Below are 24727 nucleotides of genomic sequence, written 5' to 3'. Positions count from 1 at the left end.
AAATGCGTCCCGCCGGCGTTCCGGTTCATCTTCCGGCGATCACTCCGCGGTGGTCGGCTTGGGCTTGCGCACGCGCTTGGCCGGGGCCTTGGCGGCAGCGGCCGGAGCGGCGGCCTTCTTCGCAGCCTTTGCCTTGCGCGGCTCGGCGGCCGGCTTGCCGCCCTGGCGACGCAGCTCGGCGGTCAGGGCCTCGACGCGGGCGCTGAGGTCGTTGAGGTCTTCGCGGCTGGGCACGCCCAGCTTGACGAGGGCGCGCTGGACGCGGTCTTCGAACACCTTCTCCAGTTTGTCCCAGGTGTCGGTGGCGCGCTCGCGGGCCTGACCGACGCGGCTCTCGACCGCATCGCGGACGACGTCGGCGCGGCCGCCGGCGAACTTGCGCATGGTCTGCTCCAGACCCATGCCTTCCTTCACCAGCGCCTCGAACAGCTTGCCGCCTTCGGCCTGCGCGCGCGAGAACGCGCCGACGCCGGCCAGCCACACCTGCTGGGCGGATTCACTGAGGGTCTTGGACAACTGTTCGGCGTTGCCGGCCGGTGCAGCCTTGGCCTTGGAGCTGGTCTTCTTCGCGGTGGTCTTCTTGAACTTGGCCATATGCCCTCCCAGCGGGCGCGTGATCGATTGCGCGGCAGAATGCGGGAGTTGTCTAGAGTATTCACACGAAGCGCGATCCGATCACGCGATCGGATCGGATCGCCGTGCAGCATGCCTGCTTGGCGATGGCCGGCGCAGGCGCGTGACGCGGCGATCAGCCGCGCCGGCTGCGCAGCAGGTGTTCGGTTTCGTCGAGCGCGCGGCGCAGGCGCGCCGTGGTCTCGGTGCTGCGCGGGGGCGCGCTGCCCAGTCCGCTGAGGACCGTGCGATGACGATCGTCCAGTACGTCCCGGCGCAGGCGGATGCCATGCGCGGCCAGCACCGGGCCGAGGGTGTCCGCGCGATCGCGCAGGTCCTGCAGCGTGTTGCGGTAGCCGAGTTGGCACACACGGCGGCGGTTGGAGAAGCTGAAGGCGTTGGTGAAGAACATCTCGCCGTTGCTGGCGTTCGGTTCGAAGATCAACTGGTCGATCCCCGGGTACTGCTGGGCGTATTTCGCCAGACCGACCTGCATGCGCGACTGCAGCAGGGTGCGGAACGTCTGCGACATCACCGCCGGCAGGCCGCCCTGCCAGATGCGGTGCGGGCCTTGCGCGGGGCGCGGGCCGGTGTCGCGATCGACCTGGGTGGAATCGAACGGCACCAGTGGATTGATGCCGATCAGCAGGTCGATGCCGCGGTCCAGCAGCACCGAGGCGTGCATGGTGCGGCGCAGGGCGCCGTCGACGTAGTGCCGGCCACGCACTTCCACCGGCGGGTACAGCCCCGGCAGCGCCGCGCTGGCCTGCACGGCCCGGGAGATCGGGACGTCCTTCCACGGGTCGGCGCCGAAGCGCACGGCCTCGCCGCTGTCGAGATCGACCGCGACCACGAACAGGTCGCGATCGAGCTGGCGGAAATCGTTGCTGCGGCCGCGCCGGGAGAAGACCTCGCGCAGGAAGCGTTCGATCTCGGCGTTGTCGAACAGCCCGGTGGGCACCAGGCTGCCAAAGCGCAGCATCAGGTCGGTCAGGCGCGATTCGCGCGGCGACAGCAGGCTGCTCCACCACTCGAACGCCAGCCGGGGCAGCGCCGAGGCCCGGCGCATGTATTCGAACACCGCCGGGCGCAGGAACTGTTCCGGGCGGAACGGCACGTCGTCGCTGTCGCCGGTGATGAAGATCCGGCACATCTCGGTCGTGCTCATGCGGTTGACGAGGCCGGCGGCGAGGAACGCGCCGCTGCTGACGCCGACATAGCTGTCCAGCCGGGTGAGGTCGAGGCCGTCGAGCGCGTCGTCGAGGGCGCGCAGCGCGCCCAGCTCGTACATCGCACCGATCGGCCCGCCGCCGGCGATGGCGAGTCCGATGCGGGCGTTGGAGGGGGCGGAGACGGCGGCGGACTTGGCCCGGCGACGGTTCGGCCCGGACTGGACCGGTCGCGGTGCGGCGTGGAGTGAGAGCATGCGGACGCTACGAAGGGAACCGGTCGAGTGTAGCCGAAAGGTCGTTCGGCCAACGCGGGGCGCAGTCGGCCGTCGCGGTTTCCGGTGTCGGGCACGATCAAGTCCTTGATTCGGCGCATGTCCTCACGGGCCGTCTCGCCGATGCTTGCCGCATCGCGGCAAGCGGCCGATCATCCCGGCGATGAAGACGGTCACCCCCGGCAAGGCGTTCCAAGGACGCCGGCTCGATCGCCGCAGCCTCGGCGCGGCGCTGACGCGACGGCTCGCCTGGCATCAGGCGCTGCACGATCCCGCGCGCGAGCCGCGCAACGGGCTGCGCTGGCTGCCCGAGCTGCGGCGCTGGCAGGCGGCGCGGCTGGCGGCGAGTTTCGAGGGTTTCATGAGCGACCCGAAGCGGCGGCCGGCGGCGGAATTCTTCCTGACCGATCTCTACGGCGACCGCGATTTCAGTCGCCGCGACGCCGACATCGCCCGAGTCGCGCCGATGATGCTGCGGCTGATGCCGCAGAGCCTGGTGGAGACGCTGGCCGACGCGGTCGAGCTCGGGGCGCTGAGCCATGCCTTCGACCTGCGCATGGCCGAGGCATTGGAACGGCTGGCGCCGCGACGCAAGGTGCTGGACGACGATCTCTACGCCCGTGCCTACCGCGAGGTGGGGTTGCCGCGGTTGCGGGCGCACCAGATCGACCTGATCGTGGTCGCCGGTGTCGGGCTCGGGCACGCGCTGCGAACCCGCGGCGTCGCGACCCTGCTGGCGATGCTGCGCGGCCCGGCGCGGGCGGCGGGCTTCGGCGAGCTGCAGTCGTTCCTGGAACGCGGCTTCGGCGCCTACGGCGAGCTGGACGACGTCGAGGACTTCCTTGCCGACATCGAGCGCAGCGAACGCGAGGTCTCGCGCCGGTTGTTCGCCGGGGCCCCGCAGCCGTTCGCGCCGCTGCCGGACGCGCATCCGCCCGGCGCCCGCCGGACCCGGCGCGCGAAGCGCTGAGGCGCGGGGATTGCCGGGCTCGCCCGATCAGGTGAAGCCGATCAGCTGAAGCGTTCGTCGAGGACGCGCTGGATCTCGTGCTCGATCGGGCCCTTGAAGGCCGACACCAGGAAGCCGAGCTTCGCGGTCACGTGCAGTTCCTTCGGCTTGAGCGCGATCTTGCCGTCCACGCCGGAGCGGCTGAAGTGCAGGTCGTCGCCCTGCCAGCTGTACTCGACATCGAAGCGCTCGGCGAGTTTCTTCGCGACTTCCTCCACGGCCTTGCGCGCCTTGGCGTGCGGGAGGGAATGCGAATGACGGATGTCGATGCCGGACATGAAGGCTCCCGAGGGCGTGCGAAGGGTCGAATCGGCGGAAGTCTAACCATGCCGCGGACTGTTGTCGCCGGGAGCCCAGGCCCGTGGAGCATGCTAGATTGCGCCCGCATGGAAGGTCTGAAACTCCGTTTCCCCCAGCACCACCATCCGGAAATGCCACTCGGCGCCGGGGTGCACGCCATCGGCCGCATCGGTGACACGGTCGGCCTGGTCGGCGACGACGAGGCGCCGTCGGTGCGGCTGTTCGTCGATCGGCGCGGGGTGTGGATGACGGTGGCCGACGGCGCCCGCGGCATCCACGTCAACGGTCGGCCGGTGAAGCGCATGGCGATGCTGCGCCTGGGCGATGCGATCTATCTCGACGGCGTGGAAATGCTGCTGGTGTCGTCGAAACCCGTGGAGAAGCTGCCCGATGCGATGCGCCACGTGCCCGGCGAATTCCAGGGCGACTGCCGGGTGGTCGTGCGCGGCGTGGGCGGGCGGCACCACGGCCGCAGCTTCACGCTCGAATCCCCGCGGCTGGTCGGGCGCAGCGAAGACGCCCACATCCGCATCGACGACCCGGCCTTCGCCGAGCGTCACGCCCGCATCGAGATGATCGGCAACCGGGTGGTGCTGCGCGACCTCGGCAGCGGCGACGGCAGCGTGGTCAACGGCATGCCGGTGCGCGACGCGCTGCTGGCGCCGGGCGACCAGATCGTGTTCGACCAGCACCATCGGTTCGTGATCGAGGCCCCCGCGGCCCACGGCGCGACGCCCGCGCGCAGCACGGTCGTGGTCGAGCCCGCCCAGGAGCCTGCGCCGCCGCCGCGTCGCGACCGCAACCTGTCGTGGCTGCTGCTGGCCGCCCTGCTGCTGGCGGCGGTGATCGCTGCGCTACTGCTGCTGGGCGGCCACTGACCGCGACGGCGTCGCCGCCCGCGTCCGCAACCGCCGCACCAGCCGCGCGCCCAGCAGGATGGCGAGCAGTCCGGCGTACAGCGCCGGCTCGCGGATGTCGGACTTCACCAGCCACCAGAAGTGCAGCACGGCGAAGACGCCGATGGCGTAGACCAGCTTGTGCAGTTGGCCCCAGCGACGGCCCAGCCGCCGCATCCAGCCGCGGGTGGAGGTGATCGTCAGCGGCACCAGCAGCAGCCAGGCGGCGAAGCCGACGGTGATGTACGGGCGCTTGGCGATCTCCTCGAAGATCTGCGTCCAGTAGCCGCGCAGGTCCAGCGCCAGGTACGCGGCGAAGTGCAGCGTGGCGTAGGCGAAGGCGTACAGGCCCAGCATCCGCCGGAACCGCAGCAGCCCGGTCTGCCCGGTCAGGTGCCGCAGCGGCGTGATCGCCAGCACCAGGATCAGGAACCGCAGCGCCCACAGCCCCAGACGGTGCTCGACCTCGGCCACCGGATCGGCCCCGAGGGCGTCGCTGCCGGTCTTGAAGACCGCCCAGAACTGCCAGCCGAGGATCGCCAGCGGCGTCAGGCAGAGGGCGTGGACGAGGGTCTTGGCGGCGATGGGGCGTTTGGAAGCGTTGGGCATGGGAACGGGTTCGGTAGAGCGGCCTTGAGGCCGCTTGAAACGAAGGAAACGTGTGAAGGCAGCGGAAATGTGTTCCGCCTGCCGCTGTTTCGAGGGAATGGAGCGGCCTGAAGGCCGCTCTACCGAACAGGGGACTTCAGAACCACTTCTTCAGGTCGAGGCCTTTGTACATCCCCGCCACCTGTTCCGCGTAGCCGTTGAACAGGCGCGTCGGGATGCGTTCGGCGAACAGCTTGCTGGCGGTGCCGCTGATGCGGCGCTCGGTCTTCTGGCTCCAGCGCGGATGGTCGACATTCGGGTTGACGTTGCTGAAGAAGCCGTATTCGTCCGGCTGCAGCATGTTCCAGGAGGTCGGCGGCATCTTCTCGACGAAGCGGATGGCGACGATCGACTTGATGCCCTTGAAGCCGTACTTCCACGGGACCACCAGCCGCACCGGCGCGCCGTTCTGCTGCGGCAGCGGCTTGCCGTACAGGCCGGTGGCGAGCAGGGTCAGCGGATGCATGGCTTCGTCGATGCGCAGGCCCTCGCGGTACGGCCAGTCGATTGAGCGGTAGTTCACGCCGGGCATCTGTTGCGGGTCCGCCAGGCTGGTGAAGGCGACGAACTTCGCCTTCGAGGTCGGCTCGAACCGCTTCAGCACCTCCGCCAGCGGGATGCCCAGCCATGGCAGCACCATCGACCAGCCTTCGACGCAGCGCATGCGGTAGACCCGTTCCTCCGGCTTGCGGGACTTGATCAGCTCGGCCAGATCCAGCCGGCCGGGCTTGGCGCATTCGCCGGACACCGCGATCGACCACGGCGACGTGCGCAGGGTCTTGGCCGCCTCGCCGGGGTCGCCCTTGCCGGTGCCGAACTCGTAGAAGTTGTTGTAGCGGGTGGCGTCCTCGTAGCGGGTCAGTTCCTCGGACGTGCGGAAACCGGCCTTGACCTGCGCCGGGTTGGCGGCCGTCTTCGGCGGCGGGGGCGGGTCGGCCTCGGCGCAACCGGACAGGGCGAGGGTGGGGCTGGCGGCGAGCAGGCCGAGCAGCCGCCGGCGGTCGCGCCAGACAGACTCGTCGGTGATCTCGTCGGCGGGGACGCGCAGGGCGTCGCGGAGGGAGGCGGGCAGGGGCATGCGATATCTCCGGGAAAGGGGGCCGACCGGCACATTCGACTATAAGACGAGGCCAGCGGGCATTCGGTTGCGCCGGATTCGCGGGTTTCGGGCATGTCGACATGCCGGATCGACCTCCGTTCAGTTCCACAAGGTTGCTGCGCTGCGGCATACTCGGGGGCCCACCTCACACCTTCTGGAACTCCGATGTCGCGCGCGTTCAACTTCAGTGCCGGTCCCGCCGCCCTGCCCGAAAGCGTCCTCCGCCAGGCCCAGGCCGAAATGCTGGAATGGCGCGATTCCGGGGCGTCGATCGTCGAGCACAGCCACCGCGGTGCCGAGTTCATCGAAGTCGCCGCCCAGGCCGAAGCCGACCTGCGCACCCTGATGTCGATCCCGTCCGACTACGCCGTGCTGTTCCTCGGCGGCGGCGCCACCACCCAGCAGGCGCTGATCCCGCTCAACATCGCCGCCCCCGGCCAGGCCGTGGACTACGTCCTCAGCGGCCACTGGGGCAAGACCGCGGTGAAGCAGGCCAAGCCTTACGTCGACGTGCGCGTCGCCGCGACCAGCGAGGCCGGCGGCTTCCGCGACATCCCGGCCCGCGACACCTGGCAGCTCACGCCCGACGCCGCCTACGTCCACATCACCGCCAACGAGACCATCCACGGCGTCGAATTCCGCGACACCCCGGACGTCGGCGACGTGCCGCTGGTCGCCGACTTCAGCTCGAACATCGCCTCCGAGCCGGTCGACATCTCGAAGTACGGCGTGATCTACGCCGGTGCGCAGAAAAACCTCGGCCCGGTCGGCATCACGGTCGTGATCATCCGCAAGGACCTGCTGGAACGCGCCGGCCAGCCGCGCGCCGACATCTTCAACTACGCCTCGCACGCCAAGGGCGAGTCGATGCTCAACACGCCGCCGACCTGGAACTGGTACATGCTCGGCCTCAACGTGAAGTGGATGCTGGACGAAGGCGGCGTCGCCGAGTTCGCCCGCCGCAGCGCCGCCAAGTCGAAGCTGCTGTACGACGCGATCGACGGCTCCGGCGGTTTCTACCGCAACGAAGTGAACCCGGCCGTGCGTTCGCGCATGAACGTGCCCTTCATCCTCCACGACGACGCGCTGGACAAGCCGTTCCTGTCCGAAGCCAAGGCCGCCGGCCTGCTGGCGCTGAAGGGCCACCGCGCCGTCGGCGGCATGCGCGCCTCGATCTACAACGCCATGCCGGTCGAAGGCGTGCAGGCGCTGGTCGATTTCATGCAGGACTTCAAGCAACGTCATGGCTGACCGACGTCCGCGCAAGCCGGCGAAGGACGTCGCCGCCATATCCGGCAGGAAGCCCGCCGCCAAGGCCGCCGCGACGCCCGTCGTGAAACCCGTCGTGAAACCAGCGGCGGCGCCTGCCGCGGATGACGTGGCCGCCGGCAAGCCGTCCCGCGCGAAGTCGCCGGCGTCGGTCGGCATCCCGACCGACGCGCAGGGCAAGCCCGACCTCGCCGCCGTGCGCGCGCAGATCGACGGCATCGACCGCGAGATCCAGTCTCTGATCGCCGAGCGTGCGCTGTGGGCGCACCAGGTCGGCAAGGCCAAGGGCAAGCTCGCCGCCGCGGTCGACTACTACCGCCCCGAACGCGAGGCGCAGGTGCTGCGCCGTGTGGTCGACCGCAACGAAGGTCCGCTGTCGGACGAAGTGCTGGTGCGGCTGTACCGCGAGATCATGTCCGCCTGCCTCGCCCAGCAGGAACCGCTGCGCATCGGCTACCTCGGCCCCGAGGGCACGTTCTCGCAGCAGGCGGTCTACAAGCACTTCGGCCACTCGGCGATGGCGCTGCCGCTCGGCACGGTCGAAGAAGTCTTCGACGACGTCGCCGCCGGCCATGCCGATTTCGGCGTGGTGCCGGTGGAGAACTCCGGCACCGGTACCATCCAGTCCACGCTTGACCTGTTCCTGACCTCGCCGCTGATGATCTGCGGCGAGATCGAGCTGCGGGTGAACCAGTACCTGCTGTCGCGCACCGGGCACATCGAGGACATCGAACGCGTCTACTCGCACGCGCTGTCGCTGGCGCAGTGCAAGGCGTGGCTGCGGCAGAACCTGCCGAAGGTCGAGAAGCACGCGGTGGTCAGCAACGCCGAGGGCGCGCGCCGCGCGCGCAACGCGGATGACGCCGCCGCCATCGCCGGCGAAAACGCGGGCCATGCCTACGGCCTGAAGGTCGTCGCCGGCCCGATCCAGGACCGCGCCGACAACACCACGCGGTTCCTCGTGATCGGTCGCGCGTCGTTCCCGAGTTCGGGTCACGACCGCACGTCGCTGCTGGTCTTCATCCGCGACCAGCCCGGCGCGCTGTACCGCATCCTCGAACCGCTGGCGCGGCGCGAGATCAGCATGAACCGCATCGAATCGCGTCCCGCGCACGGCAAGCTGTGGCAGTACGCGTTCTTCATCGACGTGGCCGGCCATGCCGAGGAATCGCCGCTGAAGGACGCGCTGGCCGAGATCGACCGCTACGCCGGCGACGTGCGCGTGCTGGGCTCGTACCCGGTGGCGGTGCCGTAACCGGAGCGCTCGATCTCCGACGGTCATCCTCGCGAAAGCGAGGACCCATGCGTCATCGCGGCCGCACTGGGGTCCCCGCTTGCGCGGGAATGGCGGTGGTTCAAGATTTCCTTTCCCGTGATGCATCCCTCGAACGACGCCACGCCCTCTCCGCCATGACCGACGAAGCCTTCTTCTCCTCGCTCGCCCGCCCCGGCATCCAGCGGCTGCGTGCCTACGACCCGGGCCACGATCTTGTCGCGTTCCGGCGCCGGTTCGAGGGAAGGCATCTGGTCGAGCTCGGCTCGAACGAGAACCCCTACGGCCCCAGCGCGAAGGCGAAGGAAGCCGTGCTCGCCACGATCCACGCCAGCTACCGCTATCCCGATCCGCTGGGCGGTGATCTCAAGCGCGCACTGGCGGCGAAGCATGGCGTCGATGCCGCGTCGATCCTGCTCGGCAACGGCTCGCACGAGCTGCTGATGCAGTTCGCGCAGGTGTTCGCCGGTCCCGATGCGGAGGTCGTCGCCTCGCAGTACGGTTTCGCGGTCTACGCGATCGCCGCACAGGCCGCCGACGCGCCGCTGCGGATCGCGCCCTGCCATCCCGACGACCATGCGATGCCGCGTGGCCACGATCTCGATGCGATCGCCGCGACGATCACGCGGTCGACGCGTCTGGTGTACCTCGCGAATCCGAACAACCCCACCGGCACCTGGTTCGGTGCCGACGCCTTCGCCGCGTTCCTCGCGAAAGTACCGGCGGACGTGATCGTGGTCGTCGACGAGGCCTATGCCGAGTTCGTCGACGCGCCGGAGTGGGCGTCGGCGCTGGGCTTCGTCGCCGCGCATCCCAATCTCGTCGTCGCCCGCACCTTCAGCAAGGCCTACGCGCTCGCGGGACTGCGCGTGGGCTATGCGATCGGCCATCCCGGCCTGATCGCGGTGATGGAGCGCGTGCGCGAAAGCTTCAACGTCAACACGCCCGGACTGGCCGCGGCCGAGGCCGCGCTCGCCGACGAGGACCACCTCGCATGGGTGGTCGCGCGCACCCGCGAGCAGCGCGCCGCGCTTGCCGAGGCGCTGCGCGCGCGCGGGCTGCGGGTGTTCCCGTCGCAGACAAATTTCCTGCTGGTGCAGTTCGCCGCGCCGGGCGACGAGGCGCGGGTCGCCGCGATCGACGCCGCGCTGATCGACCGCGGCATCGTGCTGCGGCCGATGGGCGGTTACGGCCTCGGCCACTGCCTGCGCATCACCGTCGGCGACGCCGACGAAAACCGCCGGCTGCTGGCCGGTCTCGACGAGGTGCTGGCATGAGCGGCGGCGAACGCAAGGACTGGATCGTCGGCCCCGGCCGGCCGCTGACCGGGCGCCTGCGCGTGCCCGGCGACAAGTCGGTGTCGCACCGCGCGATCATGCTGGCCTCGCTGGCCGAAGGCGTGTCGCGCATCGACGGCTTTCTCGAAGGCGAGGACACCCGCGCCACCGCGGCGGTGTTCCAGCGCCTGGGCGTGAAGATCGAAGCGCCGTCGCCGCAGTCCCGCATCGTCCACGGCGTCGGCCTGCATGGCCTGCGCGCCAGCGCCGAGGCGCTCGATTGCGGCAACGCCGGCACCGGCATGCGCCTGCTCGCCGGCGTGCTGGCGGGGCAGGCGTTCGACAGCACGCTCGTCGGCGACGCCTCGCTGTCGAAGCGGCCGATGCGCCGCGTGATCGAACCGCTGTCGAAGATGGGCGCGACGATCGACAGCGAAGCCGGCGGCCTGCCGCCGCTGCGCATCCGCGGGGGGCGCACGCTGCACGGCATCGACTACACGCTGCCGGTCGCCAGCGCACAGGTGAAGTCGGCGCTGCTGCTCGCCGGCCTGTACGCCGAGGGCGACACCGTCGTCCGCGAGCCGCACCCGACCCGCGACTACACCGAACGCATGCTCACCGCGTTCGGCTGGCCGATCGAGTACGAGCCCGGCGTCGCGCGAGTGCGCGGCGGGGCGGGCAACGCGCATGCGCTGCGCGCCACCGACGTGCACGTGCCGGCGGATTTCTCGTCGGCGGCGTTCTTCCTCGTCGCCGCGAGCGTGATCCCCGGTTCCGACCTGACGCTCGAAGCGGTCGGCATGAACCCGCGCCGCACCGGCCTGCTGCAGGCGCTGCGGATGATGGGCGCGGACATCGAGGAAGCGAACGCCACGAAGGCCGGCGGCGAAGCCGTCGCCGACCTGCGCGTCCGCGCCGCGCCGCTGCGCGGCATCGCCGTGCCCGAGGCGATCGTGCCGGACATGATCGACGAATTCCCGGCGCTGTTTGTCGCCGCGGCCTGCGCCGAAGGCGAGACCCGCATCTCCGGCGCCGCCGAACTGCGGGTGAAGGAGTCCGACCGCCTCGCCGCGATGTCCGCCGCGCTGCGCGCGCTGGGCGTGCGCGTGGACGAAGTCGAGGACGGCGCGACGATCCACGGCCGCGGCCCCGGTGACACCGGCCCCGCGTTCGCCGTCGATCCCGCGACGCCCGTCGTCATCGACAGCCTCGGCGACCACCGCATCGCCATGGCGTCCGCGATCGCCGGCCAGCGCTGCAACGGCACGTTCGCGATCGGCGACATTGCCAACGTCGCGACCTCGTTCCCGGGCTTCGACGACCTCGCCCGCGGCGCGGGCTTCGCCCTCCGGGACGCCTGATCGCAGTTCCGCTCTACGCATCGCCGAACCCGCCGGCGGGCTTGCGATATGCCGCCAGCGGATCGCGCCCCGCGTCGATCCGCTTGCGCCAGCGCCGTTTCTCGATCGTGCGCACGTTCGGCACCTCGCGCAGCGTGTCGAGATAGGCCGCGAGCCGCGGCAGTTCGTCGTCCGCCGGGTCGCCGAGGAATTCGGAGACGGTGACGAGATTCCCGTAGTTGCGCACGTGCTTCCACGGTGAGTCGTCGATGGCCAGCACCGATTCCAGCCGCCAGCCGAGGCGCTTGACCTTCTTCAGGCACTTGAGCCCGCGGTATTCGCCGCTGTCCCAGTCGCGTGCCAGCGTGCAACGGCTTCCGGACCAGAGGAAGCACAGGCGATCCGGCGGGAAGATCCGCGCCACCAGCGGCTCGGCGTACAGCCGGCCGGACGAGGTCCAGACACCGACCTCGAAATGGTCGAGCGCCCAGCCGATGAACGCCGCCATGTGCGGACGTTCGTGGACGTGGTAACCCGCGATGCGGAAATCGGCCGGTCGCTCCAGCGGCCATTCCGAGGTGTGGACCAGCGTTTCGTCGAGATCGAGGACGAGCAGTTTGCGGAATGTCATCGCATCAGGACTTCGACGGCCGGGCATGGCGTGACCCAAGCGTTCATCCTTCGGGCGTGACGTCGTCGTCGGCCTGCTCGTGTGTGTAAATGTCTTCATGGATCTGCGCCACGACCGTCCCTTCCATCAGGCCGTATTCGGCGTACCCCCAGTGCTCCGAGAAAACGGCCACGACCGCCTGCTCAGGGCGGATCACGGCAAAGGCGAAGCGGACGCGAACGGTGAAATCCCCGTGCCGGATCTCGACGCTGCGCAGGGGCGAAAAATCCATGGCACCGAGTCCGCGCTCGCGGATGACCTGTTCACTGCGCCCGAGCCGAGCCGCCAGTTCCTGTGCCCAGTCTTCGACCATCTCGTGCATCGGGCGCACGCGTTTCATCAAGGGCGGTCCGACGAACTCGTCCATGCCCTCAACGCTCCAGCGAAAACGCGATCGGTGCCTCGACGACGCCCGGCACGGGCTGGCCGTTGCGCTGGGCGGGGCGGAACTTCCAGCGGCGGGCGGCGGCGAGGGCGGCGCGGTCGAGGCTGCGCGAACCGGTACGTGTGACGAGGCTGACCTCGACCGGTTCGCCGTCGGCGCCCACTTCGATGCGGACCACCGCGGTGCCGGTCTCGCCGTTGCGGATGGCGTCGGGCGGGTAGCTGGGCGCGGGACGGGAGATCGGCACCGGCGTGTCGCCCGGGGCCAGCGCCTGCGCGGGACGCGGGGCGTCGGGCGGCGGGGCGCTCGCCTGTGCGGGAGCAGGTGCGGGGGCCTGCGATACCACCGGGGGCGGTGCCGGGCGCGGGTTGCGCAGTGCGGCTTCGGCGGCTTCGGTCAGGCCGCTGGCGCTCTGGCCGCCGCGGGATTGCGGGGCGGGGAGGGGCTCGAACACCTGGCCGTCGCCGCCCGCGGGATGATCCGGCGCGCGGTAGAAATCGCCGTTGTCGCGCATGTCCAGCCACAGCAGGAAGAACAGCAACAGGCCGATGCCGAAGCCGGCGCCGGCGATCCACCAGGCGCGGCGCGAAAGGCCGAAACGACGGCCCGGCGACGGGCCCTGCGGCGGAACGGAACCGGCAGTCGACATGCGGAAAGGGGACGTTCGCGGGGGAGCCCGATTGTGGCACACGCCCGCGGCGCGTCATGGCGCGGCGGCTGAACCGCGGATCGTGCCCGGATTCGGGCGATAATCCCGATTCCCTCACGCCGCCACACGCCTCCCCATGCTCGATCCCGCACTGCTGCGCCAACAGCCCGCCGACCTGGCCGCCCGCCTCAAGGACACCCGCGGCTACGACCTCGACGTCGCCGGCCTGATGCTGCTCGAATCCGAGCGCAAGCAACTCCAGGTGCGCACGCAGGAGCTGCAGCAGCAGCGCAATCAGAAGAGCAAGGAAATCGGCCAGTTGATGGCTCGCCGGGCGCGCTTCGTTGCCGAGGAGCAGTTTGATGTAGTTGATTTCAATGATGCCTTGGTCGAGAAATTCAAATTAGAAGTCGCCGGTTTCGGCGACGAGCTGAAGGCCAGCGAGGCCCGCCTCGACGAGATCAAGGCCGCGATCGACGCCATCGCCGCGACCCTGCCTAACCTGCCGCACGAATCGGTGCCGCTCGGCGCCGACGAGCACGCCAACGTCGAGCAGCACCGCTGGGGCACGCCGCGCACCTTCGACTTCGCGGTGAAGGACCACGTCGAACTCGGTGCCCGCCACGGCTGGCTGGACGCCGAGACCGCCGCCAAGCTCAGCGGCGCCCGCTTCACCGTGCTGCGCGGCCAGTTGGCCCGCCTGCACCGCGCGCTGGCGCAATTCATGCTCGACCTGCACACCAACGAGCACGGCTACGAGGAAACCAACGTCCCGCTGCTGGTGAACGCCGACTCGATGCGCGGCACCGGGCAGTTGCCGAAGTTCGAGGAGGATTTGTTCTCGACCGCCGTGGGTGAGGGCGAAGGCGCGAGCAAGCGTTACCTCATCCCCACCAGCGAAGTCCCGCTCACCAACATCGTGCGCGACGAGATCGTCGACGCCGAGCGCCTGCCGCTGCGCATGACCGCGCATTCGATGTGCTTCCGCGCCGAGGCCGGCAGCGCCGGGCGCGACACCCGCGGCATGATCCGCCAGCACCAGTTCGAGAAGGTCGAACTCGTGTCGATCGCGAAGCCCGACGAGAGCGACGCCGAGCACGAGCGCATGACCCGCTGCGCCGAAACCGTGCTGGAAAAGCTCGGCCTGCCGTACCGCAAGGTGCTGCTGTGCACCGGCGACATGGGCTTCTCGGCGCGCAAGACCTACGACCTCGAAGTCTGGCTGCCGTCGCAGGACACGTATCGCGAGATCTCGTCGTGCTCGAACTGCGGCGATTTCCAGGCGCGGCGCATGCAGGCGCGCTGGCGCAACCCCGCGACCGGCAAGCCGGAACTGGTGCACACCCTCAACGGGTCGGGCGTGGCCGTCGGCCGCGCGCTGATCGCGGTGATGGAGAACTACCAGAACGCCGACGGCTCGATCACCGTGCCCGAGGCGCTGCGCGGCTACATGGGCGGCGCCGAGCGGATCGCCTGACCGCGTCGCTCGACGCTGGCAGGGCAGACGTGGCGCCCGCGCGCGTCACGCCGCCCGACCTGCGCGCGATCGAAGCGGAGCTGATCGCGCGCGAACCCATCTTCCACCGGCCCGAGTCCGGCACCACGCGCACCGACTTCGAGCGCATGACCGACCCCGACTTTTGGGAAGTCGGCGCTTCGGGCCGGCGCTATTCACGTGATTTCGTGATCGACACGCTCGTGGCCCGACACGCCGCGCCGCACGACGACCCGTGGGAAACGAGCGACTCCTGCTGCCAGCGGCTGGCCGACGGCCTCTACCTGCTGACCTACACCCTGGCCCAGGGCCCGCGGATCACCCGGCGGACGACCCTCTGGCGCCGCGACCCGGACGACTGGGTGATCGTCTTCCATCAGGGCACCCTCGTCGACGCCGGCTGAGCCCGCGCCCGCGGCCCCGGCCGGTCGTGAATTCCGCCCGAAACGGGGCATTCGGCATTGCATGGGCGCGATAAAGCTGGTTCAATCGCATCCATCGTTCCATCTCTGGAAAACTCATCAGGGGGAATCGCCGTGAACGATCTCAACGATCTCTACTACTTCGCGATGGTGGTCGAACACTCCGGGTTCGCCGCCGCCGAGCGCGCGCTGGGCATCCCGAAATCGCGCCTCAGCCGCCGCATCAGCCAGCTCGAAACCGACCTCGGCGCCCGCCTGCTGCAGCGTTCGACCCGCCGTTTCGCCGTCACCGACGTGGGCCAGAGCGTCTACCGCCACGCGCAGGCGATGCTGGCCGAGGCCGGCGCCGCCCGCGAGGTGGTCGACCGCCTCAGTGCCGAACCGCGCGGTCTGGTCCGCGTGAGCGTGCCGGTCGGCATCGCCCAGCAGCTCATCCCGCAGTTGCTGCCGGATTTCCTGGCCCGCTACCCGAAGGTGCGCGTGCAGTTGCACGTCAGCAACCGCCGGGTGGACGTGATCAACGAAGGCTTCGACGTCGCGATCCGCGTCCGCGCCAAGCTCGACGACGACGGCAGCCTGGTGATGCGCAGCTTCGGCCAGATCCAGGAGCTGCTGGTCGCCAGCCCGGGTTACCTCGATCGCGCTGGCCGCCCGCGCGAGCCCGAGGATCTCGCCGCCCACACCACGCTGAGCATGAGCGAGGACGAGGCCCGCCAGCGCTGGGAACTGCAGGGCGAAGGCGGCGAAATCCGCCGCGTCGAACTCAAGCCGCGCATCGCCGGCTTCGACTTCCCGATGCTGATGGCGCTGGCCAAGCAGGGCCTCGGCATCACCCTGCTGCCCGAGACCATCTGCGCCGACGCCGTGCGCAGCCGCGAACTGGAAGTGGTGCTGCCGTCCTGGCGCCTGCCGATGGGCATCTGCCACGCCGTCTTCGCCTCCCGCCGCGGCCTGCTGCCGGCGGTGCGCATGTTCATCGACCACCTCGCCGAACACCTGCCGCCGCTGCTGGAATCCTCGCGCCTGCAGTGCCGCAACTGCCCCGGCGGCATGCCGCCGAAGGACCAGGACTGCGAGCAGGCGAAGGCCAAGGGCAAAGACAAGGACAAGAGCGCTAGAATCCCCGAGCCGGCGTGAGGGCTGGGGGCGCGGGCCGCGTCCGCGCGATGCCCGCGTCGCCCCGACGTCTCGCTGCCGCTTCCGATGTCATCCCGAGCGCATGCGAGGGACCTGCTTTCCCGGGCGCCTGCCGCGCCGGCGATCAAGCAGATCCCTCACCCGATGAAGCCGGGTTCGGGATGACAGGGAAGGGGCTTCAGACAACGGAGAGATGGCCGAGTGGTTCAAGGCAGCCGTCTTGACTGCGGAGGCCGAAGGCCGCAGCGAACATCGACCGCAGGTCGATGGTCAAACCGGCGAAACGCGCAAGGCGCGTCGCACGACACACAATGGAGAGATGGCCGAGCGGTTTAAGGCACCGGTCTTGAAAACCGGCGAAGGGTCAAACCTTCCGTGGGTTCGAATCCCACTCTCTCCGCCAGACACGCAAGGGCCCCCGCAAGGGGGCTTTTGCGTGTCTGGCGGAGAGCAGTGCGTGGACGCACGCACCGGGTTCGACGCATCGGCAGGACTGCCGATGCGCACGGCGCAGCCGCCCGCAGGGCGAGGGCCATGGATGGCCCGAGTGAATCCCGCTCTCACCTCGGCGGGGGGCTCTCACAGAGGCGTCGGTTCTTCATGAAGTTTGAAACATTGGCATAGATTTGTTGTTTCATGCTTAAGCTTGATGTATTGTGCTGAAACCTGAGATGCGGAGAGCGCAATGGCATTCAGAGCTGATGAGTCCGCAAGAGCCGGCTACGAAGAGGTTGAACGCTATCTTGTGCCGAGGCCGAAAGACGCAAGTGAGGCTGAAAGAGCACGAAGTAAGCAGGCTTTGATTGAAATCGTTGATTCACTCGGGCCGGTGGTTGACAGCTACCCGACTTGGCATCCGTTGGTTCGCAATCACGATGATCGTCACCCTGTGACAACGCCTAGTTATCAGTGTGGATACCGAGGGCTTGATCACACTCGCTTTTTTGTTCATGGGTTCATTACGTGCCCGTATGGTGATGGGCAGGACGTTATCGACTCTGTAAATTCCCTGCCGCATCATCATGTGGCATCTATTACTGCAGAAAAATTGGATGTGCAGTTTTATAGTCCAGATGCGAGCCCCATCTTGGTCAGGTGTGATTGGAGTGAGCCGCTTTCCGAAGGCGGGATGATTCCGCTTTCTTTAGCAATGCCCCTTCTTTTGGAAAAGGAAATTCCATGCTGGGAGTGGTCTGAGCTGGCCGAAACTTGGGAGTCGATGAGGTATTACTTTCTTGGCTCTCCGCATGGTCGGAGATCTTCGCTTTTCGTGAGTCAAGAGACTGGCCAGGCCATGAAGAAGATATGGGAGTCGTTGATTTACACCGGAATGTTTGGGCCTATCAAGGTATAGCTGATTCATGGGGCAATTGCCGGCAAGTCTCTTCGTGCTGCGCTTGCCAAGTTGCTGGATCGGCTAGGATTGAATCGTCCCTGCGATACTGCGGAAGCGCCGATCAATCTCGTAATCGTAGACCCGGAGGGCGGCGCACACGATGTGCGCCGTTTTTCGATGAGGCAGGACGCCTCATCGAAAAATCCCGGGAACGCTTCCGGCGGCAGATTTGAATTGGACTTGAGGAGTTTTCTTTGGCTACTTTCTTTGCGACAAAGAAAGTAGCCCGCGCGCCAGCGCGGAAAAGGATTCCGGGCTTTCCCCGTGAAACAAGCCCCCTGCGGGATGAGCACGATTCACCATCAGTGCGGTAGGCGTCGCTTCGTGCGCCGCGCTCGAAAAGCACAAAAGCCACAAGCAGGTCCCTCGCCTCCGGCTCGGGATGACAGGGTTGGGGGCTGACGGGCCTGGGCCATCAGCTGCCCGGGATGCCCCCAGGCGCCGCCCGCCCATCCCGACCGGCTAAAATGCCGGATGCCCTCGACCCATGCCGCATCGCTCCCGCCGCCGACGCTCCTGCGCAACGCCCATGTCTTCGCACCCGAGGACCTCGGCTTGCGGCAGGTGCTGGTCGCGGCTGGGCGGGTGCTGTGGATCGGTGCGGCGGAGGACGCCGCACCGTCGCTGCCGGGTCTGGAAGCCATCGATCTCGGCGGCAAGCGCCTGATTCCCGGGCTGATCGACGCCCACGCCCACGTTACCGGCGGGGGCGGCGAGGGCGGGTTCGCGACGCGGGTGCCGCCGGTGCCGCTGTCGGCGTTCACCGCGGCCGGGGTGACGACCGTGGTCGGGGTGCTGGGCACCGACGACCTCGCGCGCAGTCCGGGCGAGCTGCTGGCCTCGGTCCATGCGCTGCGCGAGCAGGGCCTCGGCGCGCACTGCTGGTGCGGTGGCTACCACGTGCCGCCGGTGACGCTGACCGGCAGCGTGCGCGGCGACATCGTCTATCTCGATCCGGTGCTGGGCGTCGGCGAGCTGGCGATCAGCGACCATCGTTCCAGCCAGCCGACGTTCGACGAATTCGTGCGCATCGCGTCCGAATGCCACGTCGCCGGGCTGATGACCGGCAAGGCCGGCGTGCTGCATCTGCATCTCGGCGACGGCGTGCGCGGGCTCGACTTGGTCCGCCGTGCGCTGGACGAGACCGAACTGCCGGCGCGCGTGTTCCATCCGACCCACGTGAACCGGCGCAAGGCGCTGTTCGAGGAAGCGCTGGCGCTGGCGCGACGCGGCTGCACCGTGGATGTCACCGCGTTCCCGGTCGAGGACGACGAGGACGCGTGGTCGGCCGAGGACGCCTGGGAGCGCTACCGTGACGCGGGCGCGCCGCCGGAGCGGATCACGATCAGTTCCGATGCCGGCGGCTGTCTGCCGACCTTCGACCATGAGGGCCGACTCTGCCGCATGGACGTCGGCGCTTCGCGCGCGCTGCCGCAGGCGCTGCGTACGCTGCTCGCGCGCGGACACGCGCTCGACGCCGTGCTGCCGGCCTTCACCTCGAATGTCGCACGGCTGCTGCGGCTGGCCGGCAAGGGCATCGTTGCTATCGGTGGCGTCGCCGACCTCGTCGTGCTCGATGCCGACGGCGGCATCGCCGACGTGATGGCGCAGGGCGCGTGGCACGTGCGCGACGGTGCGGTCGTGCGGCGCGGATTGTTCGAGTGAGCCGCGGGTCACGCCTGCGGGTCCCCATGACGTTGTCATCCCGAGCGCAGCGAGGGGCCTGCTTTCCACTGCGCAAACGGAAAAGCCGCTCCCTCGCTGCGCTCGGGATGACAGTGTTTTCGTGATTTCCCCTTTTCGTTGAGCAACTCCAGGAACCTCGATGTGCCCCAGTAAAGTCCCCGACGGGGAAGAGCGCGGCTGGATCATCCCGATCGGCGGCGCGGAAGAGAAAGAGAACGATCGCGCGATCCTCGCGCGCTTCGTCGAGCTGTGCGGTGGCGCCGACGCCGACATCGTGGTGATCCCGACCGCGAGCAAGCTGCTGTCCACCGGTCCGCGCTACGTCGAGATCTTCACCGACCTCGGCGTGCGCAGCGTCGAATCCATGGACTTCGACACCCGTCGGGATGCCGAGGAAGCGAGCCGCGTCGATCGCATCGAGCGCGCGACCGGCGTGTTCTTCACCGGCGGCAACCAGCTGCGGCTGGCGACCTACCTCGGCGGCACCGCGGTGGCCAAGGCGATCCGCATCGCCAACGCGCGCGGCATGCACGTCGCCGGCACCAGCGCCGGCGCGTCGTTCCTCAGCGAGCACATGATCGCGTTCGGCGAGGAAGGCTCGACGCCGGTCGCCGGCATGGTGCGGCTGGCGCCGGGCCTGGGGCTGACCAACCGTTTCATCATCGACCAGCATTTCCGCCAGCGGGATCGGCTGGGTCGGCTGGCGACGTCGCTGGCCTACAACCCGTTCGCCGTGGGCATCGGCCTGGACGAGGACACCGCGGCGTTCATCTCGCCCGACAACACCGTCGAGGTGCTGGGCAGCGGCGGCGTGACCGTGGTCGACGCCGCGGGCCTGCAGTTCTCGTCGATGGCGCAGGTCGACGAGGGCCAGCCGGTGTGCCTGCTGGGCCTGACCTTCCACATCCTCGTCGCCGGTGCTACGTTCAACCTGCACACGCGCAAGGCCTCCGCGGGCGCCCTGCTGGCGCCGAAGGAATAGCCGCCGCAAGGCACGTCGGCCGTCGGGGGACGGTTGCGCGCGTGTCCCGGGTCCGTGCAGGCGCGCGGCCCGATCCCATCGACCGCACAGGAGTCAGTCCAGGTATGCGCATTCTCGATCGTTCGGTGTTCGTCGGCCCGTCGCTGTACGCGCATTTCCCGGTGATCCGGCTGGAACTGGACCTCGAACGGCTCGAAGACTGGCCCACCGGGCGACTCGGGCCGGCGTTCGTCGATGCGCTGGTCGAAGCGGTGCCCGGGCTGGCCGAACACGGCTGCTCGTACCGCACGCCGGGCGGGCTGATCCGGCGCATGAAGGAAGGCGAGGGCACGTGGCTGGGCCACGTGCTGGAGCACGTCGCGATCGAGCTGCAGAACATGGCCGGCGAGGACGTGACGTTCGGGAAAACGCGCAGCATCGACGGCCGCCCGGGCGTGTACTCGGTGATCTACGAATACGCGCAGCGCGAGGAAGGCATCGAGGCCGGCGAACTCGCGCTGAAGCTCCTGCGTTCGCTGGTGCCGGCGGAACTGCGCTCGGCCGACGCCGTGCCCGACGACTGGAACTGGCCGGAAGCGCGCGACACCTTCATCCGCTACGCGCAGCGCCGCGCGCTGGGGCCGTCGACGATGTCGCTGGTCAAAGCGGCGGAAGAGCGCAACATCCCGTGGCTGCGCCTCAACGAGCAGTCGCTGGTGCAGCTCGGCCACGGCCGCTACCAGCAGCGCATCCAGGCGACGGTCACCGGCAAGACCTCGCACATCGCGGTCGAGCTGGCCAGCGACAAGGAAGAAACGAACAAGATCCTCGTCTCGCTGGGCCTGCCCGCGCCGCGCCAGGAACTGGTGCAGAGCGAAGGCGCCGCGAAGCGCGCGGCGGCGCGCATCGGCTATCCGGTCGTCACCAAGCCGTACAACGGCAACCACGGCCGCGGCATCTCGATCCGCCTCACCAACGAGGCCGAAGTGGTCGAAGGCTTCCTCAAGGCGCAGGCGATCTCGCGCTCGGTCATCGTCGAGACCTACCTCGAAGGCGACGACCACCGCCTGCTGGTCGTCAACGGCGAACTGGTCGCCGCGACCAAGCGCACGCCGGGCCATGTGGTCGGCGACGGCACCCACACCATCCGCGAACTGGTCGAGATCGTGAATCGCGATCCGCGCCGCGGCGTGGGCCACGAGAAGGTGCTCACGCGCATCGAACTCGACGCGCAGGCCGAGATGATGATGGCGCGCGAAGGCGTGGATGCCGACACCGTGCCCGAGGCCGGAAGAATCATCTACCTGCGCTCCACCGCGAACCTGTCCACCGGCGGCACCGCCACCGACGTGACCGACATCATCCATCCCGACAACCGCGAGATGGCGGTGCGCGCGATCAAGGCGATCGGCCTGGACGTCGGCGGCGTGGACTTCCTCAGCACCAATATCGCCGAGAGCTACAAGACCATCGGCGGCGGCATCTGCGAAGTGAACGCCGCGCCGGGCTTCCGCATGCACGTGGCGCCGAGCGAGGGCAAGTCGCGCGACGTCGCCGGCCCGGTGATCGACATGCTGTTCCCTGCGGGCGCGCCGTCGCGCGTGCCGATCGCCGCGATCACCGGCACCAACGGCAAGACCACGACCTCGCGCATGCTGGCGCACATCGCGAAGATGACCGGGTTCACGCCCGGCCTGACGTCCACCGACGGCGTCTACATCGACGGCCAGCGCACGGTCGAAGGCGACATGACCGGCCCGGTGTCCGCGCGCATGGTGCTGGCCGATCCGCAGATCGATTTCGCGGTGCTGGAAACCGCGCGCGGTGGTCTGTTGCGCGCCGGCATGGGCGTGTCGAAGGTCGACGTCGGTGCAGTGCTGAACGTGCAGTCCGACCATCTCGGCATGAAGGGCATCGACACGCTGGAGCAGCTGGCCGAGGTCAAGCGCATCGTGGTCGAGGTCGCGCAGGACTGCGCGGTGCTCAACGCCGACGATCCGAACGTGCTGAAGATGGGCGGCTACACCGACGCGAAGGTGATCTGCTACGTCACCATGAACCCGTCGCACGGCCTCGTGCGCGAGCACATCCGCGCCGGTGGCCGCGCCTGCGCGCTGGAGGCCGGCGTCAACGGCCAGATGATCACGCTGTACGATCGCGGCAGCCATATCCCGCTGCTGTGGACGCACCTCATCCCCGCGACGCTGGAAGGCAAGGCGCTGCACAACGTGCAGAACGCGATGTTCGCCGCGGCGATGGCGTTCTCGATGGGCATCAAGCTCGACGCCATCCGCCAGGGCCTGCGCACGTTCGACAGCACGTTCTTCCAGGCGCCGGGCCGCATGAACGTGTTCAACGAGCATCCGTTCAAGGTGCTCTTCGACTACGGCCACAACGCGCACGCCGTGGCCGCGATGGCCGACCTTGCGCAGCGCCTCGACGTCACTGGTCGCCGCCTCGTGGTGGTGGCGGGTCCGGGCGATCGTCGCGACGAGGACCTGCGCGAGATCGCGAAGGCCGTGGCCGGCGGCTTCGACCACTACATCTGCCGTCGCGACGACGGCCTGCGTGGCCGCGCACCCGACGAAGTGCCGAAGCTGATCGCCGCGACGCTGCGCGAACACGGCGTGCCCGAGGATCGCATCAGCGTGATCCCGGACGAGCAGGACGCGATCGACGCCGGCCTGCGCATGGCGCAGCCGGGCGACGTGCTGCTGATCTTCGCCGACGCGCTGGTGCGCTCGTGGAAACAGGTGATCAAGTTCAAGCCCGAAGGCGCGCCGGAGAAGGTGCCGGTCGCCGCCGCGGCGCCCGCCGACACCGGCGAAGCCGCCGCGGAGCCCGCGTTCTCGCCCGAGCAGTGGGAAGGCGTGAGCCGCGACGAACGCGGGATCTTCATCTCGCGGGAGAGCGACGACTGAGCACCGTGTCCGTGTCGCAAGTGTCGCCCGCAAGCGAACCGCCGTTCGACGACTCCCGCCGCCTCACCGGCGCCAACCCGTACTTCGCCGGCTGCGGTGCGGCGATGGAGGCGCTGGGTCCGCGCGCGCAGGATCCCGAGGCGCTGCGCAGGTGGCGCACGTGCGTGAACGCGATGCGCGTGCTGCTGTGCTGGCCGCCGGCGGAAGCGCTGGCGCGCGCGCACGCCAGCGGCGCGACGCTGGCGTTCCCGGCGCCGGCCGACCTGCTGTTCGCCGCGACCGAACTCAACGAGTGGGCGTGGTGCGTGGCGGCCGGTTACGCCGGTTTCCATGCGCCGGGGCATCCGGCGGCGTTCGACGAAGTGCGCGCGATGGACACGCTGCGCCATTTCGCCGCCGCCGAAGCGCGGCCCGATGTGATCGCGCTGCTCGATGCCGCGGCCGCGCACGGCGTGCCGACGCTGCTCGACGACGACGCGCTGACGCTCGGTCTCGGCGTGCATGGCGTTACCTTCGCACTCGACGATCTGCCGGCCACGCCCGACGTCGTGCCGTGGCCGACGCTGGGCCGGATTCCCGCCGCGCTCGTCACCGGCTCCAACGGCAAGACCACGACCGTGCGCCTGATCGCGGCGATGCTGCGCGCGCACGGCCTGCGCACCGCGCATTCGTGCACCGACGGCCTGTTCGTCGGCGACACCGCGCAGATCGAACGACTGGAAGCCGGCGACTATTCCGGCCCGGCCGGCGCGCGCCAGTTGCTGCGCCGCACCGACGTCGAAGCCGCCGTGCTCGAAACCGCGCGCGGCGGGCTGCTGCGTCGCGGCCTCGCCCTGGCGAAGGCCGACGTGGCCGTCGTCACCAACATCAGCGAAGACCATTTCGGCGAATACGGCGTGCATTCGGTCGAGGACCTGGCGTCGGTGAAGCTGACGATCGCGCGCGCGGTGGCGGGCGAGGGCGGCGGCCGGCTCGTGCTCAATGCCGAGGACCCGCTGCTGCGCCGGCTTGGTCCGCAGGCCGCGCCGCGACGGGCGTGGTTCGCGGTCGATCCGGCCGCGCTGCCCGACGACGCATCGACGCCGCACTGCACCGTGCGCGACGGCCGGCTGGTGCTGCATGACGGTGCCGCGTCGCACGATCTCGGCGACATCGCCGCGATGCCGGTCACGCTCGGCGGCCACGCGCGCTACAACGTCGCGAATGCGGCCGGCGCGTCGCTGGCCGCGTCGGTGCTCGGCGTGCCGGCGGCGACGATCCGCGATGTGCTCGCCACGTTCGGGCGGGATCACGCCGACAACCCGGGACGGCTGCAGCGCTGGTCGTTCGCCGGGCTCGAGATCTTCCTCGACTACGCCCACAACCCGGACGGGTTGGCGGGCCTGCTCGACATCGCGCAGGCATGGCGCGGGCAGGGGCGTCTTGCGCTGCTGCTGGGACAGGCCGGCAACCGCGAGGACGCGCAGATCCGCGATCTCGCTGCGATCGCCGCGCGTTACGCGCCCGACCTCGTCGTGGTGAAGGACATCGACGGTTACCTGCGCGGCCGCGTTGCGGGCGAGGTGGCGCAGGTCATCCGCGACGAACTGCTGCGTCGCGGCTTGCCCGAATCGGCGCTGCCCGTGCGCCTGCGCGAGGCCGACGCTGCGCGGGAGGCGCTGGCATGGGCGCGCGCGGGCGACGTGCTGGTGCTGCCGGTGCACAGCCTCGACGCGAAGGCCGAGGTCGCCGCATTGCTGGACGCGCTGGCGGCTGGCGGCTGGCAGCCGGGCGAGCCGCTGCCATCGCTTGGATCGTCGTCGCCGGACCCGTCGTTGCCGGACGCGCCGACGACCTGA

Annotated in this window: 22 protein-coding genes and 1 tRNA gene; 15 read left to right on the top strand and 8 right to left on the bottom strand. The window is 69.3% G+C overall.

Features of this window, described 5'->3' with window-relative positions:
- Positions 1-39 precede the first annotated feature (39 nt).
- Together ACT53R_RS09710 and ACT53R_RS09705 are read right to left on the bottom strand one after the other, a co-directional pair.
- Positions 40-594, bottom strand: coding sequence for a phasin family protein (locus ACT53R_RS09710; RefSeq protein ID WP_476171667.1), 555 nt, complete (start codon positions 592-594; stop codon positions 40-42).
- A gap of 154 nt (positions 595-748) precedes the next feature.
- Positions 749-2038, bottom strand: a complete 1290-nt coding sequence (locus ACT53R_RS09705; RefSeq protein WP_476171666.1) for a patatin-like phospholipase family protein — start codon at positions 2036-2038, stop codon at positions 749-751.
- A 181-nt stretch (positions 2039-2219) separates the two neighbouring features.
- Between ACT53R_RS09705 and ACT53R_RS09700 the strand changes: the two genes are divergently transcribed.
- A complete protein-coding gene (locus ACT53R_RS09700; protein WP_476171665.1) occupies positions 2220-3026 on the top strand; it encodes a DUF8198 family protein in 807 nt (268 codons plus the stop codon).
- Between the two features lie 41 nt (positions 3027-3067).
- Here ACT53R_RS09700 and ACT53R_RS09695 read toward each other — a convergent pair whose 3' ends face one another.
- Positions 3068-3343 (bottom strand): polyhydroxyalkanoic acid system family protein, encoded by a 276-nt coding sequence (locus ACT53R_RS09695; protein ID WP_476171664.1) that lies wholly within the window; start codon positions 3341-3343, stop codon positions 3068-3070.
- 108 nt (positions 3344-3451) lie between these two features.
- Between ACT53R_RS09695 and ACT53R_RS09690 the strand changes: the two genes are divergently transcribed.
- The gene (locus tag ACT53R_RS09690) at positions 3452-4243 is read left to right on the top strand and encodes an FHA domain-containing protein (RefSeq protein WP_476171663.1); all 792 of its coding nucleotides are present in this window, start codon (positions 3452-3454) and stop codon (positions 4241-4243) included.
- Here ACT53R_RS09690 and msrQ read toward each other — a convergent pair.
- Both msrQ and msrP read right to left on the bottom strand, forming a co-directional pair.
- The gene (gene msrQ / locus ACT53R_RS09685; protein ID WP_476171662.1) at positions 4220-4870 is read right to left on the bottom strand and encodes a protein-methionine-sulfoxide reductase heme-binding subunit MsrQ; all 651 of its coding nucleotides are present in this window, start codon (positions 4868-4870) and stop codon (positions 4220-4222) included. The two genes, ACT53R_RS09690 and msrQ, sit on opposite strands and share 24 nt — an antisense overlap.
- A 136-nt stretch (positions 4871-5006) precedes the next feature.
- The gene (gene msrP, locus ACT53R_RS09680) at positions 5007-5987 is read right to left on the bottom strand and encodes a protein-methionine-sulfoxide reductase catalytic subunit MsrP (RefSeq protein WP_476171661.1); all 981 of its coding nucleotides are present in this window, start codon (positions 5985-5987) and stop codon (positions 5007-5009) included.
- Between the two features lie 186 nt (positions 5988-6173).
- Between msrP and serC the strand changes: the two genes are divergently transcribed.
- From serC to aroA, 4 genes are all read left to right on the top strand, one after another.
- A complete protein-coding gene (gene serC / locus ACT53R_RS09675) occupies positions 6174-7259 on the top strand; it encodes a 3-phosphoserine/phosphohydroxythreonine transaminase (protein WP_476171660.1) in 1086 nt (361 codons plus the stop codon).
- A complete protein-coding gene (gene pheA / locus ACT53R_RS09670; RefSeq protein ID WP_476171659.1) occupies positions 7252-8532 on the top strand; it encodes a prephenate dehydratase in 1281 nt (426 codons plus the stop codon). Before serC ends, pheA begins: the two co-directional genes overlap by 8 nt.
- A gap of 155 nt (positions 8533-8687) precedes the next feature.
- Positions 8688-9827 (top strand): histidinol-phosphate transaminase, encoded by a 1140-nt coding sequence (hisC, locus tag ACT53R_RS09665; protein WP_476171658.1) that lies wholly within the window; start codon positions 8688-8690, stop codon positions 9825-9827.
- The gene (gene aroA, locus ACT53R_RS09660; RefSeq protein WP_476171657.1) at positions 9824-11188 is read left to right on the top strand and encodes a 3-phosphoshikimate 1-carboxyvinyltransferase; all 1365 of its coding nucleotides are present in this window, start codon (positions 9824-9826) and stop codon (positions 11186-11188) included. Before hisC ends, aroA begins: the two co-directional genes overlap by 4 nt.
- A gap of 13 nt (positions 11189-11201) precedes the next feature.
- On the opposite strand, the gene ACT53R_RS09655 is transcribed toward aroA, so the two are convergent.
- The 3 genes from ACT53R_RS09655 to ACT53R_RS09645 are packed head-to-tail and all read right to left on the bottom strand — an operon-like array spanning position 11202 to position 12871.
- The gene (locus ACT53R_RS09655; RefSeq protein ID WP_476171656.1) at positions 11202-11798 is read right to left on the bottom strand and encodes an NIF family HAD-type phosphatase; all 597 of its coding nucleotides are present in this window, start codon (positions 11796-11798) and stop codon (positions 11202-11204) included.
- 43 nt (positions 11799-11841) lie between these two features.
- A complete protein-coding gene (locus ACT53R_RS09650) occupies positions 11842-12204 on the bottom strand; it encodes a hypothetical protein (RefSeq protein ID WP_476171655.1) in 363 nt (120 codons plus the stop codon).
- Positions 12205-12208: 4 nt separating this feature from the next.
- Positions 12209-12871 (bottom strand): energy transducer TonB, encoded by a 663-nt coding sequence (locus ACT53R_RS09645; protein WP_476171654.1) that lies wholly within the window; start codon positions 12869-12871, stop codon positions 12209-12211.
- Between the two features lie 136 nt (positions 12872-13007).
- On the opposite strand from ACT53R_RS09645, the gene serS reads away from it, so the two are divergent.
- The 9 genes from serS to ACT53R_RS09600 all read left to right on the top strand — a co-directional run bounded on the left by serS (position 13008) and on the right by ACT53R_RS09600 (position 24727).
- Positions 13008-14348, top strand: coding sequence for a serine--tRNA ligase (gene serS, locus ACT53R_RS09640; protein WP_476171653.1), 1341 nt, complete (start codon positions 13008-13010; stop codon positions 14346-14348).
- Positions 14349-14377: 29 nt separating this feature from the next.
- Positions 14378-14770: a nuclear transport factor 2 family protein gene (locus ACT53R_RS09635; protein ID WP_476171652.1), complete on the top strand. Its 393-nt coding sequence runs from the start codon at positions 14378-14380 to the stop codon at positions 14768-14770.
- A 132-nt stretch (positions 14771-14902) separates the two neighbouring features.
- Positions 14903-15925, top strand: coding sequence for a LysR family transcriptional regulator (locus tag ACT53R_RS09630; protein ID WP_476171651.1), 1023 nt, complete (start codon positions 14903-14905; stop codon positions 15923-15925).
- 313 nt (positions 15926-16238) lie between these two features.
- Positions 16239-16328: transfer RNA gene (locus tag ACT53R_RS09625), tRNA-Ser, on the top strand.
- 282 nt (positions 16329-16610) lie between these two features.
- On the top strand, positions 16611-17279 hold the full coding sequence (locus ACT53R_RS09620) for a hypothetical protein (RefSeq protein WP_476171650.1): 669 nt from the start codon (positions 16611-16613) through the stop codon (positions 17277-17279).
- 516 nt (positions 17280-17795) lie between these two features.
- Positions 17796-18986, top strand: a complete 1191-nt coding sequence (iadA, locus tag ACT53R_RS09615) for a beta-aspartyl-peptidase (RefSeq protein ID WP_476171649.1) — start codon at positions 17796-17798, stop codon at positions 18984-18986.
- A gap of 160 nt (positions 18987-19146) precedes the next feature.
- Positions 19147-19989, top strand: coding sequence for a cyanophycinase (locus ACT53R_RS09610; RefSeq protein ID WP_476171648.1), 843 nt, complete (start codon positions 19147-19149; stop codon positions 19987-19989).
- 104 nt (positions 19990-20093) lie between these two features.
- A complete protein-coding gene (gene cphA / locus ACT53R_RS09605) occupies positions 20094-22889 on the top strand; it encodes a cyanophycin synthetase (RefSeq protein WP_476171647.1) in 2796 nt (931 codons plus the stop codon).
- 5 nt (positions 22890-22894) lie between these two features.
- Positions 22895-24727: a Mur ligase family protein gene (locus ACT53R_RS09600; protein ID WP_476171646.1), complete on the top strand. Its 1833-nt coding sequence runs from the start codon at positions 22895-22897 to the stop codon at positions 24725-24727.

The sequence above is a fragment of the Lysobacter sp. DMC104 genome, from assembly GCF_056313665.1.
The sequence above is the reverse complement of the archived record's forward strand: the minus strand, read 5'-3'. Positions and strand labels throughout refer to the sequence as shown.

Coding starts and splice junctions, on each gene's coding strand:
- iadA (WP_476171649.1), top strand. CDS start 17,796: ATGCCCTCGACCCATGCCGCATCGCTCCCGCCGCCGACGCTCCTGCGC.
- pheA (WP_476171659.1), top strand. CDS start 7,252: ATGGCTGACCGACGTCCGCGCAAGCCGGCGAAGGACGTCGCCGCCATA.
- hisC (WP_476171658.1), top strand. CDS start 8,688: ATGACCGACGAAGCCTTCTTCTCCTCGCTCGCCCGCCCCGGCATCCAG.
- ACT53R_RS09620 (WP_476171650.1), top strand. CDS start 16,611: ATGGCATTCAGAGCTGATGAGTCCGCAAGAGCCGGCTACGAAGAGGTT.
- msrQ (WP_476171662.1), bottom strand. CDS start 4,870: ATGCCCAACGCTTCCAAACGCCCCATCGCCGCCAAGACCCTCGTCCAC.
- ACT53R_RS09690 (WP_476171663.1), top strand. CDS start 3,452: ATGGAAGGTCTGAAACTCCGTTTCCCCCAGCACCACCATCCGGAAATG.
- ACT53R_RS09700 (WP_476171665.1), top strand. CDS start 2,220: ATGAAGACGGTCACCCCCGGCAAGGCGTTCCAAGGACGCCGGCTCGAT.
- ACT53R_RS09710 (WP_476171667.1), bottom strand. CDS start 594: ATGGCCAAGTTCAAGAAGACCACCGCGAAGAAGACCAGCTCCAAGGCC.
- msrP (WP_476171661.1), bottom strand. CDS start 5,987: ATGCCCCTGCCCGCCTCCCTCCGCGACGCCCTGCGCGTCCCCGCCGAC.
- cphA (WP_476171647.1), top strand. CDS start 20,094: ATGCGCATTCTCGATCGTTCGGTGTTCGTCGGCCCGTCGCTGTACGCG.
- ACT53R_RS09655 (WP_476171656.1), bottom strand. CDS start 11,798: ATGACATTCCGCAAACTGCTCGTCCTCGATCTCGACGAAACGCTGGTC.
- ACT53R_RS09610 (WP_476171648.1), top strand. CDS start 19,147: ATGTGCCCCAGTAAAGTCCCCGACGGGGAAGAGCGCGGCTGGATCATC.
- ACT53R_RS09650 (WP_476171655.1), bottom strand. CDS start 12,204: ATGGACGAGTTCGTCGGACCGCCCTTGATGAAACGCGTGCGCCCGATG.
- ACT53R_RS09705 (WP_476171666.1), bottom strand. CDS start 2,038: ATGCTCTCACTCCACGCCGCACCGCGACCGGTCCAGTCCGGGCCGAAC.
- serS (WP_476171653.1), top strand. CDS start 13,008: ATGCTCGATCCCGCACTGCTGCGCCAACAGCCCGCCGACCTGGCCGCC.
- ACT53R_RS09645 (WP_476171654.1), bottom strand. CDS start 12,871: ATGTCGACTGCCGGTTCCGTTCCGCCGCAGGGCCCGTCGCCGGGCCGT.
- serC (WP_476171660.1), top strand. CDS start 6,174: ATGTCGCGCGCGTTCAACTTCAGTGCCGGTCCCGCCGCCCTGCCCGAA.
- ACT53R_RS09695 (WP_476171664.1), bottom strand. CDS start 3,343: ATGTCCGGCATCGACATCCGTCATTCGCATTCCCTCCCGCACGCCAAG.
- aroA (WP_476171657.1), top strand. CDS start 9,824: ATGAGCGGCGGCGAACGCAAGGACTGGATCGTCGGCCCCGGCCGGCCG.